At 64.6% G+C, this 23360-nt stretch carries 23 protein-coding genes and 1 tRNA gene; 5 read left to right on the forward strand and 19 right to left on the reverse strand.

Annotated elements, in window-relative coordinates; genetic code table 11:
- Window positions 1-6 precede the first annotated feature (6 nt).
- Window positions 7-83 (reverse strand) — tRNA-His (locus FDP25_RS03380).
- Window positions 84-255: 172 nt separating this feature from the next.
- On the opposite strand from FDP25_RS03380, the gene FDP25_RS03385 reads away from it, so the two are divergent.
- The gene (locus FDP25_RS03385; RefSeq protein ID WP_154148934.1) at window positions 256-444 is read left to right on the forward strand and encodes a DUF6324 family protein; all 189 of its coding nucleotides are present in this window, start codon (window positions 256-258) and stop codon (window positions 442-444) included.
- 3 nt (window positions 445-447) lie between these two features.
- Here FDP25_RS03385 and FDP25_RS03390 read toward each other — a convergent pair whose 3' ends face one another.
- From FDP25_RS03390 to FDP25_RS03400, 3 genes are all read right to left on the reverse strand, one after another.
- A complete protein-coding gene (locus FDP25_RS03390) occupies window positions 448-633 on the reverse strand; it encodes a hypothetical protein (protein ID WP_154148936.1) in 186 nt (61 codons plus the stop codon).
- 18 nt (window positions 634-651) lie between these two features.
- Window positions 652-1095 carry an MmcB family DNA repair protein gene (locus FDP25_RS03395; RefSeq protein ID WP_154153062.1) on the reverse strand — a complete coding sequence of 148 codons (444 nt, stop codon included), beginning with the start codon at window positions 1093-1095 and terminating at the stop codon, window positions 652-654.
- A gap of 371 nt (window positions 1096-1466) precedes the next feature.
- On the reverse strand, window positions 1467-1799 hold the full coding sequence (locus FDP25_RS03400) for a hypothetical protein (protein ID WP_154148938.1): 333 nt from the start codon (window positions 1797-1799) through the stop codon (window positions 1467-1469).
- Window positions 1800-1962: 163 nt separating this feature from the next.
- Here FDP25_RS03400 and FDP25_RS03405 point away from each other — a divergent pair, with 163 nt between their 5' ends.
- The 4 genes from FDP25_RS03405 (at window position 1963) to nusB (ending at window position 4866) form a co-directional block, all read left to right on the forward strand.
- On the forward strand, window positions 1963-2496 hold the full coding sequence (locus FDP25_RS03405) for a cysteine dioxygenase family protein (protein WP_154148940.1): 534 nt from the start codon (window positions 1963-1965) through the stop codon (window positions 2494-2496).
- Between the two features lie 189 nt (window positions 2497-2685).
- A complete protein-coding gene (gene ribB, locus FDP25_RS03410; protein WP_154148942.1) occupies window positions 2686-3837 on the forward strand; it encodes a 3,4-dihydroxy-2-butanone-4-phosphate synthase in 1152 nt (383 codons plus the stop codon).
- A 4-nt stretch (window positions 3838-3841) separates the two neighbouring features.
- Entirely contained in the window at window positions 3842-4387 is a 546-nt protein-coding gene (locus tag FDP25_RS03415; RefSeq protein WP_154148944.1) for a 6,7-dimethyl-8-ribityllumazine synthase, read from the forward strand.
- Window positions 4384-4866, forward strand: a complete 483-nt coding sequence (gene nusB / locus FDP25_RS03420; protein ID WP_154148946.1) for a transcription antitermination factor NusB — start codon at window positions 4384-4386, stop codon at window positions 4864-4866. Before FDP25_RS03415 ends, nusB begins: the two co-directional genes overlap by 4 nt.
- Before the next feature lie 154 nt (window positions 4867-5020).
- Here the strand turns inward: nusB and dusA are convergent, their stop codons facing one another.
- From dusA to hutI, 15 genes are all read right to left on the reverse strand, one after another.
- Complete coding sequence (dusA, locus tag FDP25_RS03425) at window positions 5021-6034, reverse strand: tRNA dihydrouridine(20/20a) synthase DusA (protein WP_154148948.1); 1014 nt, start codon at window positions 6032-6034, stop codon at window positions 5021-5023.
- 115 nt (window positions 6035-6149) lie between these two features.
- The gene (locus FDP25_RS03430) at window positions 6150-7595 is read right to left on the reverse strand and encodes a TRAP transporter large permease (RefSeq protein WP_154148950.1); all 1446 of its coding nucleotides are present in this window, start codon (window positions 7593-7595) and stop codon (window positions 6150-6152) included.
- A 13-nt stretch (window positions 7596-7608) separates the two neighbouring features.
- Window positions 7609-8241 carry a TRAP transporter small permease subunit gene (locus FDP25_RS03435; protein WP_154148952.1) on the reverse strand — a complete coding sequence of 211 codons (633 nt, stop codon included), beginning with the start codon at window positions 8239-8241 and terminating at the stop codon, window positions 7609-7611.
- A gap of 93 nt (window positions 8242-8334) precedes the next feature.
- The gene (locus tag FDP25_RS03440) at window positions 8335-9345 is read right to left on the reverse strand and encodes a C4-dicarboxylate TRAP transporter substrate-binding protein (RefSeq protein ID WP_154148954.1); all 1011 of its coding nucleotides are present in this window, start codon (window positions 9343-9345) and stop codon (window positions 8335-8337) included.
- Between the two features lie 120 nt (window positions 9346-9465).
- Complete coding sequence (locus FDP25_RS03445) at window positions 9466-10809, reverse strand: sigma-54-dependent transcriptional regulator (protein ID WP_154148956.1); 1344 nt, start codon at window positions 10807-10809, stop codon at window positions 9466-9468.
- On the reverse strand, window positions 10806-12593 hold the full coding sequence (locus FDP25_RS03450) for a sensor histidine kinase (protein ID WP_154148958.1): 1788 nt from the start codon (window positions 12591-12593) through the stop codon (window positions 10806-10808). The genes FDP25_RS03445 and FDP25_RS03450 overlap by 4 nt, the downstream gene beginning before the upstream one ends.
- Window positions 12594-12654: 61 nt before the next feature.
- Window positions 12655-14205 (reverse strand): TRAP transporter large permease, encoded by a 1551-nt coding sequence (locus FDP25_RS03455; RefSeq protein WP_154148960.1) that lies wholly within the window; start codon window positions 14203-14205, stop codon window positions 12655-12657.
- Window positions 14202-14699, reverse strand: coding sequence for a TRAP transporter small permease subunit (locus FDP25_RS03460; RefSeq protein ID WP_154148962.1), 498 nt, complete (start codon window positions 14697-14699; stop codon window positions 14202-14204). The genes FDP25_RS03455 and FDP25_RS03460 overlap by 4 nt, the downstream gene beginning before the upstream one ends.
- A gap of 61 nt (window positions 14700-14760) precedes the next feature.
- Complete coding sequence (locus tag FDP25_RS03465; protein WP_154148964.1) at window positions 14761-15846, reverse strand: TRAP transporter substrate-binding protein; 1086 nt, start codon at window positions 15844-15846, stop codon at window positions 14761-14763.
- 29 nt (window positions 15847-15875) lie between these two features.
- A complete protein-coding gene (gene hutU / locus FDP25_RS03470; protein WP_154148966.1) occupies window positions 15876-17549 on the reverse strand; it encodes a urocanate hydratase in 1674 nt (557 codons plus the stop codon).
- A 14-nt stretch (window positions 17550-17563) separates the two neighbouring features.
- Complete coding sequence (locus FDP25_RS03475) at window positions 17564-18709, reverse strand: acyl-CoA dehydrogenase family protein (protein WP_154148968.1); 1146 nt, start codon at window positions 18707-18709, stop codon at window positions 17564-17566.
- The gene (locus tag FDP25_RS03480; protein WP_154148970.1) at window positions 18706-19872 is read right to left on the reverse strand and encodes a CaiB/BaiF CoA transferase family protein; all 1167 of its coding nucleotides are present in this window, start codon (window positions 19870-19872) and stop codon (window positions 18706-18708) included. The genes FDP25_RS03475 and FDP25_RS03480 overlap by 4 nt, the downstream gene beginning before the upstream one ends.
- Entirely contained in the window at window positions 19869-20669 is an 801-nt protein-coding gene (hutG, locus tag FDP25_RS03485; RefSeq protein WP_154148972.1) for an N-formylglutamate deformylase, read from the reverse strand. The genes FDP25_RS03480 and hutG overlap by 4 nt, the downstream gene beginning before the upstream one ends.
- Window positions 20666-22186, reverse strand: coding sequence for a histidine ammonia-lyase (hutH, locus tag FDP25_RS03490; protein ID WP_154148974.1), 1521 nt, complete (start codon window positions 22184-22186; stop codon window positions 20666-20668). Before hutH ends, hutG begins: the two co-directional genes overlap by 4 nt.
- Entirely contained in the window at window positions 22177-23343 is a 1167-nt protein-coding gene (hutI, locus tag FDP25_RS03495) for an imidazolonepropionase (RefSeq protein WP_246175867.1), read from the reverse strand. The genes hutH and hutI overlap by 10 nt, the downstream gene beginning before the upstream one ends.
- Window positions 23344-23360: the final 17 nt, after the last annotated feature.

Raw genomic sequence — 23360 nt, forward strand, 5'->3', positions numbered from 1 at the left:
GAGAGATGGTACCGCCTCCCCGGCTCGAACGGGGGACCTCTTGATCCACAATCAAGCGCTCTAACCTACTGAGCTAAGGCGGCACTGGAGGGCCGTTTAACTAGGCGGGGCCGCGAATGCAAGCCTCTTCGCATGCGAAAATAGTGCTTTCTTACGCGCAAATGAAGGGGGTGGCCCGGTGGGGTTTCCGGCTTTGCGGCTTGCACTTGAAGGGGGAAAGCGTTACCTGCTTCTTTCGGTTTTCAGGAGGCCAAAATGGGCATCAACGACGAACGCGACATCGAAGCGAACCTGCAAATTGGCCCCACGGACCAGGGCATGGTGCGCCTGTTCGTTGCGGCGGAAGGTATTGAAATTCCAATGGATTTCGAGCCCGACGAAGCGCGCGAGATTGCCGAGGAAATGATGGCGGCGGCCAAGGCAGCCGAGATCAAGAAGGGCTGAGACCTAACGGTGTCTCTCGCCCGGGCCGATGAGTTCGAATTCGGTGATTTCGAATTCGTAATAGCCTGACAAATCACCTTTTTCCGCGCGTGCGATAAGCTTGCCGTCTTTGTCGTGAAACACGGCATGGACCGTTTGAATGGCCCGGTAACACCAATCGCCATCGGGGTAGTAAAACTTCACCATCATGATTTTTTCCTTTTCTTTCTATACCTTGGGGTCACGCCAGCCCTGAAGGCGCAGGGCGGCGTGGCGGGCGAAACGGCGGGTAAGGGCCGTTCGACGTGCGGCGGGTAACCGGGTTTCGGGCCCCATGCGCAGGATTTCGGCGTCATAGGCATCGGCAAGGATCAACCCCGTTCCCTCGGGCAGGATATCGACCGGGAACGCCGCATCCACGGCCCAGAAATAGCGATCACACCAGTCCAGATAGCCCTCCCATTTCGCGTCCGCGCGGAAATCGGCCAGCCCGGATTTGCATTCGATCACCCAGATTTCACCCTTGGGGCCAAGCGCCATGACATCGACACGCTTGCCGCGTTCAGGGGTAAATTCTTCAATGGAAACAAAGTCATGGCTTAGAAGGTGGCGGCAAACGCCGCGCGCCAGACGTTGACCGGGCTGTAGGGTATCGAGGGGTTTCGGCTCCATATCCACGATTATGAACAAAAGGTGAACTCATGCAACCCCCGCCTGCCCCCTTGTCGGATGGGCGCAAAAGGCCTAGGTGCGAGGGTGTGGCGGGTGCTGCCCTTCTCGTGAACGGTTGCATTCCGGTGGCCTTAAGCAATTCCGAGGGAGCTGGCTCTGTCCTGGTCCTGGCCTGGTTACCTGGCGCCCACCTGTACAAACAGGTCCTCGGGAATGAGAGAACCAAACGGTTGCGTGCGGGCCCGTCACACCCTTTGCCAAAACGTACGAGTCGTACGTTTTGTACGCGAGTTTCGTACAAAAATCAGCGCCCCGCCGAAGCGGGGCGTACGAGTTGTACGAAATTCCGGGATGTCGATCCGCTCAGAGGATCACTTTTTCGACCAGAACCCGCGGGCGCCGTCATCCGCCGGAACGGGGATGGTGGCATGTTCGCGCCGCATGACATGCTGACCCAGACCGCCGTGGTGATCGTCGTCATCGTCATCCTTGAGGCGCATGACCGCGATGCCGAATTGAACCCCGGCGAAAATGATCCCGTTGGAGATCCAGAGGATCAGTACGGCAAGCCAGCCCTTGTCCGAACTGGAAACCAGATGCCAGAGATTCGCGATATTGAACCAGAGCAGAAGCCCGACGAAGACCGCGGCGAGTCCGAAGCCGATGGCGACGTTCACGATATAAAGGCGGATCAGTTTGGGCATGGGAGACTCCCTTCTGCATCAACATGCCAAGTGTAACACAATTGAGATGCCTCTCAAGGGTGTGGACTGACATTGGTCGAAAGGTCGCGGCGGACAACCAGCCGGGCCAAGCCTGATTTCTCCGGGATTTCGTGCTATACTTTCCTATATCGGAGGTCCGTAAATGTTCGATAAAGACGAATTCATTTCTGACTGCCTTGATGCGGTCAAGCGGGAAACAACGCACAAGGCCGCAGCTGACGTCATGCGACGGGCCATGTCCGACCCGTCGGCGATTCTTGCAGCACTGGGTGAGCCGACGGAACCCGGGATTACCCCGCTCTACCAGTCTTCCGAACTGACGATCGTTAATCTCGCCTGGAAACCTTCAACGACGATCCCCCCTCACAACCACGAAATGTGGGCTGTCATAGGTATCTATGGCGGTCGGGAGGACAATATTTTCTGGCGGCGCGTCAAGGATCACCCGGACGGCTTGATCGAAGCCGCTGGCGCGAAGGCGTTGTCAACCGGCGATGTCTGCCCCATGGGGCCGGACATCATCCATTCGGTGACCAATCCCATCCCTCGCCTGACAGCGGCATTGCATATCTATGGAGGAGACTTCTTTGATACCGAAAGAAGCGAATGGGAGCCTGAGCGTCTAACCGAACATACACTCGATATCGAGGATCTGCGCGCGCGGTTTTCGGACTGAGGTCCAGGCGGTCACCGTCCTGTCCTGCTCCGCATCCCTGCCACGTCCTGCAATGTGTAGAGGTGTGGCGTACTGTCCATGTCTTTGCGCGCCACCGCACCAAAGCACCCTACCCTGCCACCATATCGCCTCTGGTCAAGGCAAGCGGGCTGCGCTATCCCGCCGCGTGAACGATGAAGGGAACGCCCGATGTCCGAAAGTCAGCCATTCGAAAAGCCCGGCCCCGTGGAAGAGGGGCTTCGCGCCGCGATTTCCCCCACCGAGGAGATCATCGCCGCGGCACGCGCCGGCGAGATGTTCATCCTGGTGGATCACGAGGATCGCGAGAACGAAGGCGACCTGGTGATCGCGGCGGAGTTTGCCACGCCGGAGGCGGTGAACTTCATGGCGACCCATGGCCGGGGCCTGATTTGCCTGCCGATGACGGCCGAGCGGATCGGGCAACTGGGCCTGCCGATGATGGCGGTGAACAACTCGTCGCGGATGGAGACCGCCTTTACCGTCTCGATCGAGGCGCGCGAGGGGGTGACCACGGGCATTTCCGCAGGCGACCGGGCGCGCACCATCGAGGTGGCGATCAACGAACAGAACACGGCGGCCGAGATTGCCACGCCGGGGCATGTCTTCCCGCTGCGGGCGCGCAATGGCGGGGTTCTGGTGCGTGCGGGCCATACCGAGGCGGCGGTGGATATCGCGCGGCTTGCGGGATGCAAGCCTGCCGGGGTGATCTGCGAGATCATGAAGGAAGACGGCTCCATGGCGCGTCTTCCCGACCTGGTGGAGTTCGCCAAGCAGCATGGCATGAAGATCGGCACGATCTCGGACTTGATCGCCTATCGCCACAAGCACGACAACCTTGTGCGCGAAGTGCGCCGTGAAACCGTGGCGTCCAGCCATGGCGGCGATTGGCAAATGCGCCTTTTCTCCGATCAGATCAGTGGCACCGAGCATGTCGTTCTGACCAAGGGAAACATCACCGATGGCGCGCCGGTTCTGGCGCGGACCCATGCGTTGAACGTTCTGGAGGATGTCTTGGGCGTGGGCCTGACCGGGGATGCGGGCCAGCCCACCGGCAAACTGGCCCGGGCGATGGAAATCATCGCCGCCGAGGGACGTGGTGCGGTGTTCCTGTTCCGCCAGCCCCGACCCAGCCTTGCCAGCGAGATGGAAGAAGACGAAGGCCCGCGCACCGTCAAGCACACCGGGCTTGGGGCGCAGATCATGTCGACCATGGGCCTGCATGAATTGATCCTGCTGACCGACAGCCCCGACACGCGGTATCTTGGGCTGGATGCCTATGGCATTTCGATCACCGGCACCCGCCCCATCAGCGAAGGATAACCCCATGGCCGATAGTGAATACACCCTGCCCCGCCCCGAGTTCGACCGCCCCGTGAAACTGTTGATCGTGGTGGCCCCGTTCTATCGGGACATCGCCGATATGCTGATCGAGGGGGCGCAGGCCGAAGTGGAGGCCGTGGGCGGCACCAGCGAGGTGATCGAGGTGCCCGGCGCGCTTGAGATCCCCACGGCCATCGGCATGGCCGAGCGGCTGAGCAATTTTGACGGTTATGTCGGTTTGGGCTGTGTCATCCGGGGCGAGACCACGCATTACGAGACCGTCTGCAATGACAGTTCGCGGGGGATCACGCTGCTTGGGTTGCAGGGCTTGAGCATCGGCAATGGCATCCTGACCGTGGAGAACCGCGAGCAGGCTTTGGCACGCGCTGACAGCACCCGGATGAACAAGGGCGGCGGCGCGGCGGCTGCGGCCTTGCATCTGATCGCGCTCGCCCGTAAGTGGGGCGGCCAGCGGTCCGGCGTGGGGTTCAAACCCGCCCGCGATGAATACCGGCTGGCCGGTGATTTGAAGGACACACCCACGGCATGAGCAGCGACGAGACCCAACTGTCTGGCAACATGAAGCGCAAGATGCGCTCGACCGCGCGGCTTTATGCCGTGCAGGCGCTTTTCCAGATGGAGCATTCCGGCCAGACGGTCGAAAAAGTGATTCACGAGTTCGAGGATCACCGTTTCGGCGCCCATTATGACGAAGGCGACATGGCCGAGGGCGACCAGCCGCTGTTCGAGCGGCTGATGCGCGATGCGGTGAACTGGCAATCCAGTATCGACCAGATGACCGACCGGGCCTTGGTGGCGAAATGGCCGATTGCCCGGATTGATCCCACGCTGCGGGCCTTGTTCCGGGCGGCGGGGGCAGAGCTGACACAATCGGACACGCCGCCGAAGGTGGTGATCATGGAATTCGTGGATATCGCCAAGAGCTTCTACCCCGAAGGCCGTGAGCCGAAGTTCGTCAATGCCGTGCTGGACCACATGGCGCGCGAGGCGAGGCCCGAAGCGTTCTGAGGGGTGAGGGTATCGCCCCGTAAGACTTCTGGTTTCGACTGAATTTGCTGGGTGGCGGGTTTGAGCCCGTGTTGGGCAACCAATCGCGAAGGTCCAGCGCGGAATCAAGGCCGCAGGCCGCCGCGCATCGCCGCTTTGTCATGCAAAGCCGCCCCTAGACCTGCACGCTTTGCTGTGAGACCTGAGCCAGCGCTTGCAGGACCAATTCAGGCCCCGCGCCGTCCCGCGTGGCCCCTTCGGACAGCACCCGCCGCCAGCCGCGTGCGCCCGGGCGGCCTGCGAAGAGGCCCAGCATGTGACGGGTGATCTGGTGGAGTTTGCCGCCCTGTGCGAGGTGATCCTCGATATAGGGCAGCATGGCGTGGACCACGGATTCGGGGCTGTCATGTGGCGGGCTATCGCCAAAGATAACGCGATCCGCCTGTCCCAGCACATCCCATGGCTGATGATAGGCGGCGCGGCCGAACATTACGCCGTCAAAGCCGGCCTCCAGCCAGTCGCTTGCCTGATCGAGGGTGGAAAGCCCGCCATTGAGGCTGAGGTGCAGGGCCGGGAACAGGCCCTTCATCCGCAGCGCGAGGTCATGGTCGAGCGGCGGGACATCGCGGTTTTCCTTGGGGCTGAGGCCCTGGAGCCATGCCTTGCGGGCGTGGATGGTGATGCGCCCCACCCCGGCGGCGGCGATGCGCGACAGGAATTCGGGCAGGACCTCTTCGGGGTCCTGATCGTCCACGCCGATGCGGCATTTCACGGTGACGTCGCGCGGTTGTGCCTCGATCATGGCGGCGCAGCATTCGGCGACAAGCCCGGGGTCTTTCATCAGCACGGCACCGAAGGTGCCCGATTGCACCCGGTCCGAGGGGCAGCCGCAGTTGAGGTTGATCTCGTCATAGCCCGCCTCAAACCCCAGCCGGGCGGCCTGCGCCAGTTCGGCGGGGTCCGAGCCGCCCAGTTGCAGGGCGACGGGGTGTTCCGCCGGGTGGTAGTCCAACAGGTGCAACGCACCGCCGCGCACCAGCGCCGGGGCGGTGACCATTTCGGTATAGAGCAGCGCGTGGCGCGAGATCAGCCGGTGCAGGTAGCGGCAGTGCCGGTCGGTCCAATCCATCATGGGCGCGACCGAGAGGCGCGCAGCGGTGGTGAGATTGGCGTGGTTCACAGTATTCATCGCTTGGGTCCGGTGGCTTGCGTAGGCACGGGACCGGCCCGATGCCTGGCGGCCCCCCAGAGGGGGCCGTTTGGCGGGCCTTTTACTGTGGAATGCCAGGGCAGGCAATCGGGTGCTAGACCTGACTGGGCAACCAGAGCACGATCCACGGGAAGGCCACCAGCCCGGCGATGGTCAGCGCGTCGGCGATGAAGAAGGGCATCACGCCGCGGAACACGTCCTGCACGCTGAGGTCATCGCGCACGCCCGCAACCACGAAACAGTTGAGGCCGATGGGTGGGGTGATCAGGCAGAACTCGGCCATTTTCACCACGAGGATCCCGAACCAGATGGCGCACATCGGGCCGGACATGCCGAAGGTGCTGTCGGCGGCGGCGACGTTCATGCCACCGTTGAGCGCCATGACGGCGGGAAAGACCACCGGCAGGGTCAGCAGCAACATGCCGATGGCATCCATGAACATGCCCAGCACGGCATAGGCCAGCAGGATGCAGATCAGGATCAACATGGGCGACATGGTGAGCGAGGTGATCCAGTCTGCGAAGGCGCCGGGCAGGTCGGCAAAGCCGAGGAACCGGACGTAGATCAGAACCCCCCAGATGATGGTGAAGATCATCACGCTGAGTTTCGCGGTCTCGACAAGGGCCTCGCGGAACTCGCTCCAGCGCATGCCGCGATAAAGCGCCATGAGGAAAACGATGAAGGCGCCGATGGCCCCGCCCTCGGTGGGGGTGCCCCAGCTGTCGCCGCCAAAGGGGATGTCGATCACGCGGCTTCCGAGGGTAATTTCGCCGGGGATCGGATTGTAGACAAAGAACAGGATGATCACCACGACCGCCACGATGGGCAGTGCGGGCACCAGCGCCGAGAAACGTTCGCGCCATGTAAAGCCGCCCACGGCGGGGCCGAAGTTCTTGAGGGTCATGGCAAGGCCGATGATGATCGAGCCATAGATGACCGCGGAAAAGGCCCCCGGCACGAAGCCCGCCAGCAAGAGCATACCGACGTCCTGCTCGACGATGATCGCGTAGATCACGAGAATCGCCGAGGGCGGGATGAGCGAGGCCAGCGTCCCGGCGGCGGCCACGACGCCCGCGGCGAAGCGTTTGTTATAGCCGATTTCCAGCATTTCGGGGATGGCGATCCGGGCAAAGACCGCCGAGGTGGCCACGGATGCCCCCGAGACAGCCGCAAAGCCGGCGGTGGCGAAGACGGTGGACACGGCCAAGCCGCCGGGCACCCAAGCGATCCAGCGTTTCGCGGCCTCGAACAGGGCCTTGGTCAGGCCCGCGTAATAGGCCATATAGCCGATCAGGATGAAGGTTGGGATCAGGCTCAGCGCCTGACTGGAGACCTTGGCGTGGGGCACCTGCCCCGCGATGCCGGTGGCGACACTGACGGCCCAGCCCAGTTCATCGCCCGAGAAATCCTTTTTCTCCCAGAAGATCAGGACCAGCCCGACCAACCCCGCCAATGCGGCGGCAAAGGCCACGCGCATACCGAGGATCACCATGACCAGCAGAAAGCCGGTCACCCAAAGCCCTATTTCGAGTGCTTCCATCGTCCCGCCCCCTTTAATCGTCATGCCCGGAGACCTGTTCGGCCTCCATCGCGGCTTGTGTGGCCACGTCGGCCATCAGCGGGACGGCGACAGGCGTTTCGGTATTGCGCAGGAAGGCGCGGGTAAACCCCCAGAGTTGGAGGCAGAGCCGCGCCGCAAGCACGGTCAGCGCCATGGGCACGACCAGTTTGGCAGGCCAGATCGGCAGGCCGATGTCCATGGAGCTGTCACGGCTCCACATCGGTTGGCCGAAATCGAAGCTGCGGAGGAAGTGATCCCAACTGCCCTGAAGCAACAGGACCGCCACCAGCAGGATACCCAGCGTGGTCAGGATTTCCACGGCCCAGAGCGCACGGCCCCTGAGCGCGCCGACGACGATGTCCATACGGATGTGCGCGCCCTCACGGCTAACGTAAGACACCCCGAAAACCGCGATGACCGGCATGAGTTGCTCGATCCAGTCGACGTATCCCGGCAAGGGGGCGTTGAAGAAGTTGCGCCCGCCCACCGAAACGACCGCCAGCAACATCAAGCTGAACACGGTCAGACCGCAGATCAGGATCATCAGGTATTCAACCCGCAACAGCCCGCGGTCGAGTTTCGACAGCGTGCTGTCATCGGACAGGACAAGAGAGCCTCCGGCCATGGCGCACCTCCGTTTTTTCAGGACGAATCCAGGAAATTTGCACAGTTACGCGGCGCGCCGGGATGGCGCGCCGCGCATCGTGTCACATGCGGCTTAGTTGCCTTCGGCGATCATGCCTGTGACGAAATCGTAGAGTTCCTGTGCGGGCAGCCCGCGTTCGGTGTTCTCTTCGATCCATGCGGCGGCGGCCGGGTCAGCGGCGGCCTCACGGAAGGCGTTGATTTCCTCGTCGCCGAAGGTCACGCGTTCAATGCCGCGTTCGTCGAGGGCCGGGCCCCATGCCGCCATGGTTTTCTCGTTGTAGAAGGTGACGTAGTGATCCAGCGCGTCGTCGACCGAGCCCATCAGGGCCTCGCGGTTTTCATCGCTGAGGTCGGCCAGCGCGTCGGAGTTGACCACGACCGGGCAGTTCACGGTGCCGGGGTTGAGGTTGGTTGTCCACCATTCGCCGATCTCGATGGTGCCAAAGGCCATGTGGGCGTGGGGCGCGAAGCTGACGGCGCTGACGACGCCGGAATCCATGGCCTGACGCACTTCGGTGGCCGACATCGAGGTGGGCACCGCGCCGATGGTTTCCATCGCGGCGCCGATTCCGCCGGTGGCGCGCACGCTCAGACCTTCGAAATCGTCGAGGGTTTGCGGCGCATCGCCCATGCCGACAAGGTTGTACTGCGGCAGCGGCGAGGGCATCAGGAGCGTGGCGTTCCAGCGCGCGAGGTCTTCGACCGCGGCCGGGTGTTCATAAAGCGCTTGCGAGATTTTCACCTCTTGTTCAAGGCTTTGCACACCGAGGAACGGCAGTTCCAGAACGGTGATCGAGGGGTTCTTATCGGGGTGATACCCGGCGCAGAACTGGGCCATCTCGAAGGCGCCGATGGAGATGCCATCGAGGTTTTCGCGGTTCGTGCTGAGCCCGCCGTAGGAGATGTTCAGGGTGAAGTCGCCACCGCTGCGTTCCTCGACGAGTTCGGCCAGTTTCTCGACATGTTCGGTGAAAGCGCGGCGCTTGCCCCAGAGCGAGACGTTCCATTCGGTGGCCATGGCCTCGGTGCCGATGGTCAGGGCGAGCGTGGCCAGAGCCGTGCGGCTTAGAAACTTGTGCATGATTACCTCCCTAGTTGTCATGCGTATGTATGATGATCGGGAGTATCGGCCCTCGGGGCAAGCCTGTTTATGAAGAATTCCGCGCCTTGGCCCGCATTGGCCCTGCGGATTTCCGCAGGGCTATAGCAGGGCGTCCTTGTCGAGGCCCAGCTTGACGATCTTCTCGTTCAGCGTGCGCCGCCCGATGCCCAGCGCCTCGGCGGCATCATCCATGCGTCCCTGATGGGCGGTGATGGCGCGGGCGATCATGTCGCGTTCCAGCGCGGCAACGGCGGTGCGCAGGCTTTCGGGCAGGTCCGTGGGGTGCTGTCCGGGCGTGATCGCCTCGGCGATGGAACCCGCCCCCTGCCGCGCCGCCAGCAGGCGCCGCTCGGCCACGCTGCGCAGTTCGCGCACGTTGCCGGGCCAGTCGTGGGCCAGCAGGGCCGCCATGTCCTCGGCGGTGATCTCGGGCGGGGGAACCTCGTAGACCTGCGCCATCTGGTGCAGGAAGTGCATCAGCAGCGGGTGCAGGTCGTCGCGGCGGTCGCGCAGGGGCGGCAGGTGCAGCGCGAAGGTATTGAGGCGATAATAGAGGTCTTCACGAAAGCGCCCTTCGGCGACCGCGGTCTCGACATCCTCGTTGGTGGCCGAGATCACCCGAAGCCTGACCGGCACCGGCGCGGAGCCGCCTTCGGGCGTCACGGCCCCTTCCTCCAGCACCCGCAGGAAGCGCGCCTGCACATCCGGCGGGCAGGCGCAGACCTCATCGAGGAAAAGCGTTCCGCCGTCGGCTTGCAGGATGCGGCCATCGGGGCCGTCCGTGGTGCCGAACATCTCGGCGGCGAACCCCTCGGGTGACAGAAGCGCGCAGTTCACGGCCACGAAGGGCCGGTCGGACAGCGGGCCGATGTCATGCAGCGCGCGCGCCACCAGATCCTTGCCGGTGCCGGTCTCGCCCAGGATCAGGACCGGCGCGGGGGTTTCGGCCAGCCCCAGGATATCGCGGCGCAGGGCACGTACGGCGGGGGTGTCGCCGATCAGCACCCGATCAAGCCCCGACAGTTCCAACAGCCGCGCGCGCAGGCGGGCATTGCCCCGGCGCATCCGGTTCTGATCGGCGGCGTGGCGCAGGATCGACAACAGGCGGCGCGGTTCATAGGGCTTTTCGACAAAGGAATAGGCCCCGCTTTGCATCGCCTCGACCGCCATGGGAATGTCCCCATGGGCGGAGATCAGCACGAGGGGAATGTCGCTTTGCGGTGTCAGGTCGCGCAGCAGGTCGAGCCCCGACATACCCGGCATCCGCACATCCGAGAGGATCACATCGGCCTCGAATGTCTCAAGGGCATTGGCCACGCGTTCGGCGCGGGGCACGTCCATCACCCGCCATCCCCCGGCCTCCAGCAGATCGACCAGCGATTGGCGCATGCCCTTGTCGTCCTCGACGACAAGCACGCGCAGGGCTGGATCTTCGGGGGTCATTGTGCGGCCACCTCCCTTTTGCTGATGCGGGCCTCGGGCAAGGGAAGCACCATGCGGAACACCGCCCCGCCATCGGCGCGGTTCCGGGCCTCAAGCCGCCCGCCGTGATCCTCAAGAATGCCCGAGGAAATGGCAAGGCCAAGGCCCATCCCCTGCCCGCTTTCGCGCGTGGTGACGAAGGGTTCGCGCAATTCGCTCAGCGTGGCATCGCCAAGGCCGTGCCCGGTGTCGGCCACCTCGACCCAGACCGAGGTATCGTCCTGCCCCATACGGATGGAAAGCACCGCTGCCTGTGTTTCGTCCATGGCATCCAGCGCGTTGCGCATCAGGTTGGTCAGCACCTGTTCGATCCGAAGTTTCGCACCGCGCGCCATCATCGGTGTATGCGGCGGGTCATAGGCCACCTCGACCTCACCGGCGGCAAGGCTGGGCGACATGAGGTCCAGCACCGCCGTGACGCAATCGCGCAAATCAATGTCTTCGAAGACTTCCCCATCGGAGCGGGCAAAGAACTTGAGTTGCCGTGTGATACCCTCCATCCGCTCTACCAACCCGCCGATGATCCCCGCCAGACCGCTGTCGCGGCCGGTCATTTCGGCGGCGGCCAGATGGTTGCGCATGGCCGCGATGGGTTGTCCCAACTCGTGGGTGACCGAGGCCGAAAGCTGCCCCAGAGCGGCAAGGCGGCTGGCGCGGCCCAGTTCCTCGCGGGTTTCTTCAAGGCGGCGTTCGGCGCGGCGGCGGTCTTCGATCTCGCGCGCGAGGGCCGCGTTGGCCCGCCGAAGGGCTTCCTCCTCTTCCTCCGAGCGGCGCAGGGCCGCACCCAGACGCTGGCCACGTTGATAAAGCGCGAAGAGCAACGCGATGGCGGCCAGCCCGATCACCGCCCCTGAGGCCAGCGACGCACGTGTCACCGCGCGGTCGTCCGAGGCGAGATAATGCAGCCGCCAGCCGTGCGGCAGGTCGTCACTGACCCGGTGGAGCCGCTCGGCCCCGTCGATCCGGGCGCGCGCCTTTTCTGGGCTTGCCGACCAATTCAGCGGATCGAGCGATTGGCCGGGAAACTGTCGTGCCTTCGCGATCTGGTCACGCTCGGCTTGGGTCAGGGGATCGAGGCTCCGGTATCGCCAGTCGGCGTCGGAGGCCAGAAGCACCACGTCCTGCCGGTTGGCAAGGAAAACCTGTTCGCCTGCGTCGCGCCAGCTTTGCTCGAAGGTGCCAAGGCTGATCTTGAGGGCCACGACGCCGATCACCGTGCCGGTCTCGTCGCGGACCGGGTCGGCGATGAAATATCCCGGCAGGCCGGTTGTCGCGCCGATGCCGTAGAAGGTACCGCGTGCGCCGGTCAGGGCCTGTTGGAAATAGGGGCGGAAGCCGTAATTCTCGCCCACGAAGCTGTTTGGCAGACCGGCATTCGAGGCGGCGATGGTTGTACCGCCGGGGCGCATCAGGAAAATCGCATCAAGGCCAGCGGCGGCGGCGAAATCGGCCAGCCGGGCATTGAGGGCGGGCGTCGCGGCGGCGTCGAGTGCGCGGATCACGAAGGGATCGACGGAAAGGACCTGAGTGAGGTGTTCGAAACGTTCAAGTTCGGCCAGGACCGTGGAACGGTAGAGCGACAAACGCGCCTCGGCGCGCTGCACTTCCTCGGACACGAAATACTTGTAGGAGGCGATCCATGCCGCACTGCTGAGGGCCGCGACGAAGGCCAGCATTAGGACCGTCCCCAGACGGCTGCGCAGGCGCGGGGGGCGCCTGTGCGGTGGTGGGGTCTGGGCCGTCATGTGGTGCGCTCCGGGGTCATCGGGCCACATTAGGCGCAGGCCACGTGGTTATACAAGGTGGCTAGAACATCACCCCGGGCAGCCATGTGGCCAGCGCCGGCCAGAGCCAGACCAGCGTCACCCCGATGGCCTGTAGCACGATGAAGGGCATGACACCGCGGTAGATATGGCCGGTGGTGACCTCCTCGGGGGCGGCGCCGCGCAGGTAGAACAGCGAAAAGCCGAAAGGCGGTGTCAGGAAGGAGGTTTGCAGGTTGATCGCAAGGATGATGCCCAGCCAGACCGGATCGTGCCCCAGAAGGATCAGCGTGGGGGTGACCAGCGGCAGGACAATCACCGAGATTTCCACGAAATCGAGGAAGAACCCCATGAAAAAGACGATCACCATGGTCACCAGAAGCGCGCCGGTCGCGCCGCCCGGCAGGTTTTCCAGCCAATACGCCACCCGCTCTTCCCCGCCGAGGCCGATGAAGACGAGGCTGAACATCCCCGCCGCGAGGATCGTGGCAAAGATCATGGCGGTCATGGTCATGGTCGAGGTCACGGCCTCGTGCACCACCTTTTCGCGCAGCACGTTGCGCAGGGCGGCCAGAAGGCCGATCACGCCGATCGCCGCAAGCGCGATATAGGCCGCGCCCGCCGCGTAGGAGCCGGCCCCGAGATCGCCGCGTTGCAAGCGCACCGGGAAAATCCCCGCCGCCACCGCCAGCAGGATCAGCGCCGCGGCGGAGGCGACGATAACACGGCGATAGCGGCCAAGGCGCGCGCCCGCCATCAAAAGCGCGCCCACCGCGCCCACCGCCGCCGCCTCGGTCGGGGTGGCAAGCCCGCCGAGGATCGAGCCCAGCACCGCGAAGATCAGCAGGACCGGCGGCACGATGGCACCCAGCACCTCGGAACGGGCGGGTTTCGGCAGGCTGGCATCGGCAGGCGGCATATCCTGCGGGCGCAGGGCGCCGCGGGCCAGCACGTAAATCAGGTAAAGCGAGACAAGCACGAGGCCGGGGATCAGGGCGGCGGCAAAGAATTGCCCCACCGACAGGGCCTCGACCGCGAATTTGCCCTGTTCGTACTGCGCCTGTTGATAGGCGTTCGACATCACGTCGGCGAGGATGATCAGCAGGGTCGAGGGCGGGATGATCTGGCCCAGCGTCCCGGCGGTGCAGACGATGCCCGAGGCGACACGCGGATCGTATCCCGCTCGCAGCATGGTAGGCAGGGCGATCATTCCCATGGCGACCACGGTGGCGCCCACGATCCCCGTGGAGGCCGCCAGAAGCGCACCGACAAGGACGACGGAAATGCCAAGTCCGCCGCGCAACTGCCCGAATGTGCGGCCCATGGTATCGAGCAACTCTTCGGCGATGCGGCTTTTTTCCAGAAGCGCGCCCATCAGGACGAACAGCGGAATGGCGATCAGAACCTGGTTTGAAATAAGGCCGAAGACACGTTGCCCGAAGGCCCCCAGAAGCGAGATGTCCATCACCCCCGCAAGCCACCCCACATAGGCAAAGATCACCGCCACACCGGCGATGCTGAAGGCGACGGGAAAGCCCGAAAGGATCGCCACGACAAGGGCGGCGAACATCAGAAGGTCGAGATGGGCGCTCATGCGCTGTCCTTTCCGGCCAGAAGGCGCAACAGGATGGCCAGCGATTGCAGCGCCACCAGAAGGCAAAACAGCGGGATAAGCGATTTCAGCAGGAAGACCGCCTCGATCCCGCCCACGGATATCGGCCCCTCAAGGATTTTCCACGAATTGCGCACCGAGGGCCATGACCACCAGGCCAGCGCCGCCATGGCGGGCAGGAGCAGGACAAGATGCCCGGAGATGTCGATGCGGCGGCGGGTTGCGGGGCTGGCCTTGGCATAGAAGATGTCGACGCGGACGTGTTTGTCCACCAGCAGGGTAAAGCCCGCCGCAAGCATGAACAGGGTGGCGTGCAGGTACAAAACGCTTTCCTGCACCCAGATCGAGTTGACGCCAAAGACATAGCGCCCGATCACGATTCCGAACTGGATCAGCACCATGGCCAGCACCAGCCAGCGCAGGCCCATGGCGACCGCGCGGTTGAGCGCGTCGATATACCCGGCAAAACGCAGCATCCTGTCCCTCTTTCCGGTCCGGTGTTGTACGCGCGGGGGCCTTCCCGCGCGTACCCTTTGCTTAGTAGCCCATCACATGGGCGCGGGCGTTCATCTGCCCGTTGTCGGCATAGGTCATATAGCCCCCGACGCTGTCGCGATAGGCCACGAAGCTTTCGGTGATGCGGCGGACAAGCTCATCCTCGTCCTGGCGCAGCTCGTCGATCACCTCGGCGGCGGCGCTGCCCATGGCGTCGATCACCTCCTGCGGGAACTTCTTGACCTGAACGCCGTCCTCTTTCACCAGCTTGGCAAGCGCGGCGGCGTGTTTGGTCGTGTACTCGGTCCAGACCGGGTTGTAGAGGCTCTCGCAGGCCAGCGTGACCACCTGTTGCAGGTCCTCGGGCAGGTTGGCGAAGACCTCGGCGTTGACGCCGCATTCCTCGGCCGAGGAGGGCTCGCCCACACCGGGCCAGTAGTAGTTTTTCGCGACCTGCTGATAGCCCAGCGCGCTGTCGGTCCATGGGCCGATGAATTCGCCCGCGTCCAAGGCGCCGGTTTGCAGGGCCTGGAACATGGCGGGGCCGCTCATGGCCTCGGCGGCCATGCCCAGCTTGGCGCACATTTCCGAAGCAAGGCCGGTGGTGCGGAACTTGAGGCCCTTGAGATCCTCGACCGAATTGATCTCGTTGCGGAACCAGCCGCCCCATTGCGGGCCGGAGTTGCCGCAGAGGAAGGGCTTGATGCCGAAGCGGCCATACATCTCGTCGTAAAGCGCCTGACCGCCACCGTGGTAGAGCCAGCCGACCTGTTCATCGGCGCGCAGGCCGAAGGGTTGCGAGCCGAACAGCAGGATGCCCTTGGATTTCGAGCCCCAGTAGGCGGGCACGGCATGGTAAAGCTCGGCCGTGCCTTCGCTGACCGCGTCAAAGACGCCCTTGCCCGGCACCAGTTCGCCGGCGGCGAACAGCTTGACCTCGATCCGCCCGCCCGACAGCGTGGTGATCCGGTCGGCCAGCATTTGCGCCGCAACCCCCGGCCCCGGCAGGTTCTTGGGCCATGCGGTGACCATCTTCCATTGCTGCACGTCCTGCGCGATGGCCGGGGTCGCGAGGGGCGCCGCCGCGGCACCGACGGCCGCCGTTGTCATGAATTTCCGTCTGTCCATGGTCTTACTCCCTTGGTTGGTTGGCTTGGTTAATTTCCCAGTATCCCGGGCAAGCGCAGCCCGTGATCCTTTGCGCATTCAATCGCGGTGTCATAGCCCGCGTCGGCATGGCGCCAGACGCCCGAGGCCGGATCGTTCCACAGGACACGCTCAAGCCGCTTGGCGGCTTCGGGCGTGCCATCGGCCACGATCACCACGCCCGCATGTTGCGAAAAGCCCATGCCGACGCCGCCGCCGTGGTGCAGCGACACCCATGTCGCCCCCGAGGCGGTATTGACCAGCGCGTTGAGAAGCGGCCAGTCGCTGACCGCGTCCGAGCCGTCCTTCATCGCCTCGGTCTCGCGGTTGGGCGAGGCGACCGACCCGCTGTCGAGGTGGTCGCGCCCGATCACGATGGGGGCCTTCAACTCGCCATTGGCGACCATTTCGTTGAACTTCAGCCCCGCACGGTGCCGGTCGCCCAGCCCGATCCAGCAGATGCGCGCCGGCAGGCCTTGGAATGAGATCCGTTCCTTCGCCATATCCAGCCAATTGTGCAGGTGTTCGTTTTCGGGGAAAAGCTCTTTCATCGCCTGGTCGGTCTTGTAGATGTCTTCCGGGTCGCCCGACAGGGCGCACCAGCGGAAGGGCCCGACGCCCTTGCAGAAAAGCGGGCGGATATAGGCGGGCACGAAGCCGGGGAAGGCAAAGGCGTTGTCCAGCCCTTCCTCTTTGGCCACCTGCCGGATGTTGTTGCCGTAATCCAGCGTCGGCACCCCGTCGTTCCAGAAATCCACCATCGCCTTGACGTGCACCTTCATCGACGCGCGCGCGGCGGCCTCGACGGCCTTGGGATCGCTTTCGCGCTTGTCGCGCCACTGAGCCATGGTCCAGCCCTGCGGCAGGTAGCCGTTCACCGGGTCATGCGCGCTGGTCTGGTCGGTGACCATGTCGGGGCGCACGCCGCGGCGGTGAATCTCGGGGAAGATGTCGGCGGCATTGCCCAGCAGCGCCACCGATTTCGCCTCGCCTGCCTTGGTCCAGCGGTCGATCATCTCGAGCGCCTCGTCGAGGCTGTCGGTTTTTTCGTCCACGTAGCGGGTGCGCAGGCGGAAATCGATGCTGTCGGGGTTGCATTCCACCGCCAAACAGCAGGCCCCGGCCATGACGGCGGCAAGGGGCTGTGCGCCGCCCATGCCGCCAAGGCCACCTGTGAGAATCCATTTGCCCGTGAGGTCGCCGTCATAGTGTTGGCGCCCCGCCTCGGCGAAGGTTTCATAGGTGCCCTGCACGATGCCCTGACTGCCGATGTAGATCCATGACCCGGCGGTCATCTGGCCGTACATCATCAGGCCCTTCTTATCCAACTCGTTGAAGTGATCCCAGTTGGCCCAATGCGGCACGATGTTGGAATTGGCGATCAGGACGCGCGGTGCATCGGCGTGGGTCTTGACGATGGCAATGGGTTTGCCGGATTGCACGACGAGGGTTTCATCGTCTTCGAGGTCTTTCAGCCCCTCGACGATGCGGTCGAAATCCTCCCATGTGCGGGCGGCGCGGCCGATACCGCCATAGACCACCAGTTCATGGGGGTTTTCGGCGACATCGGGGTGCAGGTTGTTCATCAGCATCCGCATTGCCGCCTCGGTGAGCCAGCCCTTGGTGCTGATCTCGGGGCCAGTGGGCGGGTAAATGTCGCGCAGGTTGTGGCGAGGATTGGCCATGTCGTTCGTCTCCCTCAATGCGCCAGCAGATGGCCGGCAATGATGTTGCGTTGAATTTCGGATGAGCCCTCGTAGATGCGCATGATCCGCAAATCGCGGGTGATACGCTCGACTGGGAAATCGCGGGTGTAGCCATAGCCGCCGTGGATTTGCAGGGCGGTGTCGGCCACCCGGTCGGCGGCCTCGCTGGCGGTGAGCTTGGCCATGGCGGCGGCCTCGCTGAAGCGGGTGCCCAGATCGCGTTGCCGGGCGGCTTCCAGTGCCGAGAGCCGCGCCCCCTGCATATCAAGCGCCATATCGGCCAGCATCCAGCGGATGCCCTGTTTCTCGCTCAGGGCCTCGCCACCAATCACCCGGTCCCTGGCATAGGTCTTGGCCGCATCCAGTGCCGCCTGTGCCATGCCGATACATTGCGCGGCCACCTCGACGCGGCCATTGTCGAGCACCTTCATCGCGGTCTTGAAGCCCTGCCCCTCGGCGCCCAGAAGGGCATCACCGGGCAAATAGCAATCAAGGTTCAGGGTAAAGACATGCCCGCCCTTGAGGCCCATTGTCCGCTCGGGCGGCCCCGGCTCGAACCCCGGTGTGCCCTTTGGCAGCAAAAAGGCGCTGATGCCCCGGTGCGCCGCCGCTGGATCGGTGACGGCATAGACCACCACCAGATCCGCAACCCCACCGTTCGAGATGAAGCACTTGGTCCCTTTCAGGCGCCAGCCATCGCCCTCGCGGGTGGCGCGGGTTTTCATATCCGCCGGGTCGCTGCCTGCGGTGGGTTCGGTCAGGGCAAACGCGCCCAGCACCTCGCCGGTGGCAGCCTTGGGCAGCCAATGCGCCTTTTGCGCCTCGGTTCCGCCGATCAGGATGGAATCGGTGGCAAGGTAATGCGCCGTCAGCGCCGATGCGGTCGAGCCACAGCCGCTGGCCACGATCTCGACCGCCCGCAAAAGCGCCGCCGCCGAGACCCCGGCCCCGTCGTAGTCCTCGGGCAGGTTCGCGCCCAGCATTCCGGCCTCGGCCAGAACACCCAGTTGGTCATGCACGAACCGGGATGTTTCATCCACCTGCGCCGCCTTCGGGGCGATCTGTTCGGCCACGATCCGCTCCAAAAGATCGCAAAACAGGCGTTCTTCCTCGCTCAGCATATGAAACAGGCCCGTCATGCCACCACTCCCTTGTCCTTCAAGGCGGCCAGTGCCGCATCGTCCACGCCACAGAATTGCGACAGTATCTCGCCTGCATCATTGCCCAGACCGGGCGCGCCCGTATCCGCCACGGGCTTGCCCCCGTCGAACCAGACGGGTTGCCCAACCATCGGGCGGGGCCCGGGCCGGACCAGTTCGCGGGCCTCGGCCTGTGCGCTGCTGCTGGCTTGTGCGATGTCCCAGATGGGCGCGCTTGGCAGCTGAGCCTCGGCCAGTGCCACCATCGCCTCTTCGGTGCTGCGCGCGCGGCTCCAGCCCTCGATCAGGGTGCGCAATTCGGGTTCATGGGCAGTGCGGGCCTCATCCGTGGCAAAGCGCGCCTCGTCCGGCAGGCCCGGATGCCCGATCAACTCGGACAGCCGCGCGAATTGCGCGGGCGTCAGCACGGCGATCACCACCTGCCCGTCGGCGGTATCGAAACAGCCAAAGGGCGTGGACAGCGGATGGCGGTTGCCCACCCGCTGCGGGGTCTGCCCGGCATAGAGATGCAAGGCATGGCTGGTGGTCAGCAGGGAATACAGCGCGTCGTACATCGCGATATCCAGAACCGCGCCCCTGCCGGTGCGCGCCTTGTGTACCAGCGCGGCCAGTATCCCCCAACTTCCGAACAACCCGCCCATCAGGTCGGCGATCGACTCGCCGGTTTTCAGGGGTGCGCCGCCCTCTTCGCCGGTGGCGGCCATCAGGCCAGACATGGCTTGTACCACCAGATCGTAGGCGGGCAGGTCGCGAAACGGCCCGGTCTGCCCGAACCCCGAGACACGGGCATAGATCAGGCCGGGGTTGTCGTGGCGCAACTCCTCGGGGCCGAGGCCGATTTTCTCGGCCACACCGGGGCGGAAGTTTTCGACGACCACGTCACAGCCCGCCGCGATCCGGCGTGCCAGCGCCAGCCCTTCGGCATCCTTGAGGTTCAGGGCGATGCTTTTCTTGCCGCGATTGTTGAGGGAAAACAGCGCGCTTTCGCCGTCGAGAAACGGGCCGATGTGGCGGTAATCATCGCCGCGCTGCGGTTCAAGCTTGATGACCTCGGCCCCCAGATCGGCCAACAGGGAGGTGCAGTAAGGCCCCGCCAACACGCGGGTCAGGTCCAGCACCCGGATTTGATCGAGCGGTTTCATAGCTGCCCCTTTCGCGCCAGTGCGTCGAGCCGGGAGAGGATATCGGCCAGATGCCCGCGCAGGCGTTCGGCCTTGTCGTCGTCATAGGGCCATGGGGCCGCTTCCGCCGTCAGGTAGGTGGATTGCGCCAGTTCCATCTGGATGGCATGCACCCCGTCGCTTGGGCGGCCATAGTGGCGCGTGGTCCAGCCGCCCTTGAAGCGACCGTTGAGAATGCTGGTATAGCCCTGCGCCGCCTCGCAGACCTGGCGGACCTCGGATTCCACCGCTGCGGCACAAGTGGTGCCATTGTTGGTGCCGATGTTGAAATCGGGCAGCGTGCCGTCGAACAGGAACGGTATTTCAGAGCGGATCGAATGGCAGTCGTACAGCACGGCGAAACCATGCCGCGCCTTGACGCGCTCAAGTTCGGCGCTCAGCGCCGCGTGATAGGGCGCGTGATAGGCCAGCCGCCGCCGTTCGGTTTCCGCCGCGTCGGGCGCCTGCCCCTCATGATAAATCGGGTGCCCGTCGAAATCGGTGACGGGGCAAAGCCCGGTGGTGTTCTGCCCGGGATAAAGGCTGATGCCTGCGGGGTCGCGGTTCACGTCGATGGCGTAGCGGTGAATACGGGTGCGAACCGAGGTCACCCCCTCCAGCAGACCCTCGTAGAGGTCATGGATGTGCCAATCGGTATCGGCCAGCGCGCGGCCCCCGTCGTTGAGCGCATCGTCGAGTCCGTCGGGCAGTTCGGTGCCGGTATGCGGCAGGCCCAGAACGACAGGGCTGTCGCCCCGGGTGATCTCAAGGAAACTCATAACGTCACCTCGACACCCGTCGCCTGCGCCAGCGCATCGGCGCGGATCAGCCCCGCCGCCGCCTCAAGATCCGGGGCCATGTAGCGATCCGCGCCCAGCGCGGGGATCGTGTCGCGCAGGGTTGCAAGGCCCTTTTGCAGGCGCTCAGAGGTTTTCAACGGCGCGCGTGCCTCGACGCCCTGTGCGCCACAAAGCGCCTCGACCCCGAGGATCACCGAGAGGTTGGCGTTCATCCGCTTGAGGCGGCGCGCGCCATGGGCGGCCATGCTGACGTGATCCTCCTGATTGGCGGAGGTGGGCGTTGAATCGGTCGAACACGGATTGGCGAGGTGCTTGTTCTCGCTCATCAGGGCGGCGGTGGTGACCTCGGCGATCATGAAGCCCGAGTTCAGCCCCGGTGCGGGCGTCAGGAAGGGCGGCAAATCGAAGCTGAGCGTCGGGTCCACCATCAGGGCCACGCGACGTTGCGCAATGGCGCCGATTTCCGACAGGGCCAGCGCGATCTGATCGGCGGCAAAGCCCACCGGCTCGGCATGGAAATTCCCGCCTGAGAGGATGCCCGCCTCGGTCACCAGAGGGTTGTCGGTGACGGCGTTGGCCTCGATCTCAAGCGTCTGCGCGGCAAAGCGCAGAAGGTCCAGCGCGGCACCCGCCACCTGTGGCTGGCACCGGATGCAATAGGGGTCTTGAACCCTCGGGTCGCCCTCGCGGTGGCTTTCGCGAATTTCGCTACCGGCCATCAGGTCGGACATGGCCTGCGCCACGTCGATCTGTCCCGGCTGGCCGCGCAGGGCGTGGATGGCCGGTTGCAGGGGTTGGGTGGAGCCCATGATCGCATCGGTCGAAAGCGCCGAGGTGACGACAGAGGCCCGCAACATTCGCATCGCGTCAAACAGTGCCGCCAAGGCGCAGGCGGTGGAAAACTGTGTGCCGTTGATGAGGGCAAGGCCCTCTTTCGGGCCAAGCACCACGGGGGCAAGACCCGCCTGTTCCAGTGCCGCGCCACCGGGCAGGCGAGTGCCGTTCAGCCACGCCTCGCCCTCGCCGATCATCACGGCGGCCAGATGGGCCAGCGGCGCCAGATCGCCCGAGGCCCCGACCGAGCCTTGCGCCGGGATCACCGGAGTCACGCCCGCGCCGAGCATCCCCTCAAGCTGCGCGCAGATATCCCAGCGCACGCCCGAGGCCCCCCGCCCCAGCGAGACAAGTTTCAGCGCCATCATCAGGCGGGTGGTGTCCGGCTCCACCGCCTCGCCCACGCCACAGCAATGCGACAGGATCAGGTTGCGTTGCAGGGTCTCGGTATCCTCGGGCGAGATGCGCACCGAGGCGAGTTTGCCGAAGCCCGTATTGACGCCATAGATGGGCACATCGCCCTGCGCCGCCTCGCGGACCACTTCGGCCGCCTGATCGACGGCCGCGCGGGCCTCGGGGGCCAGCCGTGCCGCGGCCCCATCGCGCCAGATCGCCTCGAAGGTGGCAAGGCGCGTGGCGCCGGGTTCAAGTGTCAATGGCATGTTTGCCCCCCGAAAATCCGCAGTTTGAGTGAATTGATCCCGATCCGGTACGACAGTTCCGCCGGTGTCTCGACATCCCAAAGCGCCAGATCGGCGCGCTTGCCCGTCGCGATCACGCCGCAATCGTCCAGCCCCAGGGCGCGGGCGGCATTGCGCGTGGCCCCGGCCAGCGCCTCGGCGGGTGTCAGGCCGAAGAGGGTACAGGCCATGTTCATCGCCAGCAGCACCGACCCCATGGGCGACGATCCCGGGTTCCAATCGGTGGCGACGGCCATCGGCACCCCATGGGCGCGGAAGGCATCAACGGGCGGTTTTTGCGTTTCATGCAGGGTATAGAAGGCCCCCGGTAAAAGCGTGGCAACGCTGCCCGCATCTGCCATGGCCTGCGCGTCGGCCTCGCCGGAATATTCCACGTGATCCACCGACAAGGCCCCATAGCGCGCGGCCAGGGGCGTACCGCCGAGGTTCGACAGTTGATCTGAATGCAGCTTGACCGGCAGGCCCAGTGCCTGCGCCGCGTCGAAAACGCGGGCGATCTGGGCCGGGGTAAAGGCGATCCCCTCGCAGAACCCGTCGACCGCATCCACCAGCCCTTCGGCATGGGCGGCCCTGAGCGCGGGAATGCAAACCTCGTCGATATAGGCATCGGCATCCATGCCCTTGGGTGCCGCATGGGCCCCGAGGAACGAGGTCACGACCCGCAGCGGGCGGGCCTGTTCGATGGCCCGTGCCACGCGCAGCATCTTCAATTCGGTGTCACGATCCAGACCATAGCCCGATTTGACCTCGACCGTGGTGACCCCTTCGGCAATCAGGGCATCGGCACGGGTCAGGGCCTGCGCCAGCAACTCGGCCTCGGGCGTATCACGGGTGGCGGTGACGGTCGAAACGATCCCGCCCCCGGCGCGCGCCACCTCCTCGTAGCTGGCCCCTTGCAGACGCATCTCGAATTCCCGCGCGCGATTGCCGCCATGTACGATATGCGTGTGGCAATCGATCAGCGCGGGGGTCAGCAACCCGCCCTCGCCGTCGATGTCCTCGGCATCGGTCGGTGCCGGGTCAACCTCGGCCATCGGCCCGACCCAGGCGATCCGATCCCCTTCGACAAGCAGGGCGGCGTCACTCAGCAGGTCATACCCCGCCCCTTCATCAGCCATCTGCGCGACAGACACGT

It is taken from the genome of Roseovarius bejariae, assembly GCF_009669325.1.
In the GTDB taxonomy this organism is placed as follows: domain Bacteria; phylum Pseudomonadota; class Alphaproteobacteria; order Rhodobacterales; family Rhodobacteraceae; genus Roseovarius; species Roseovarius bejariae.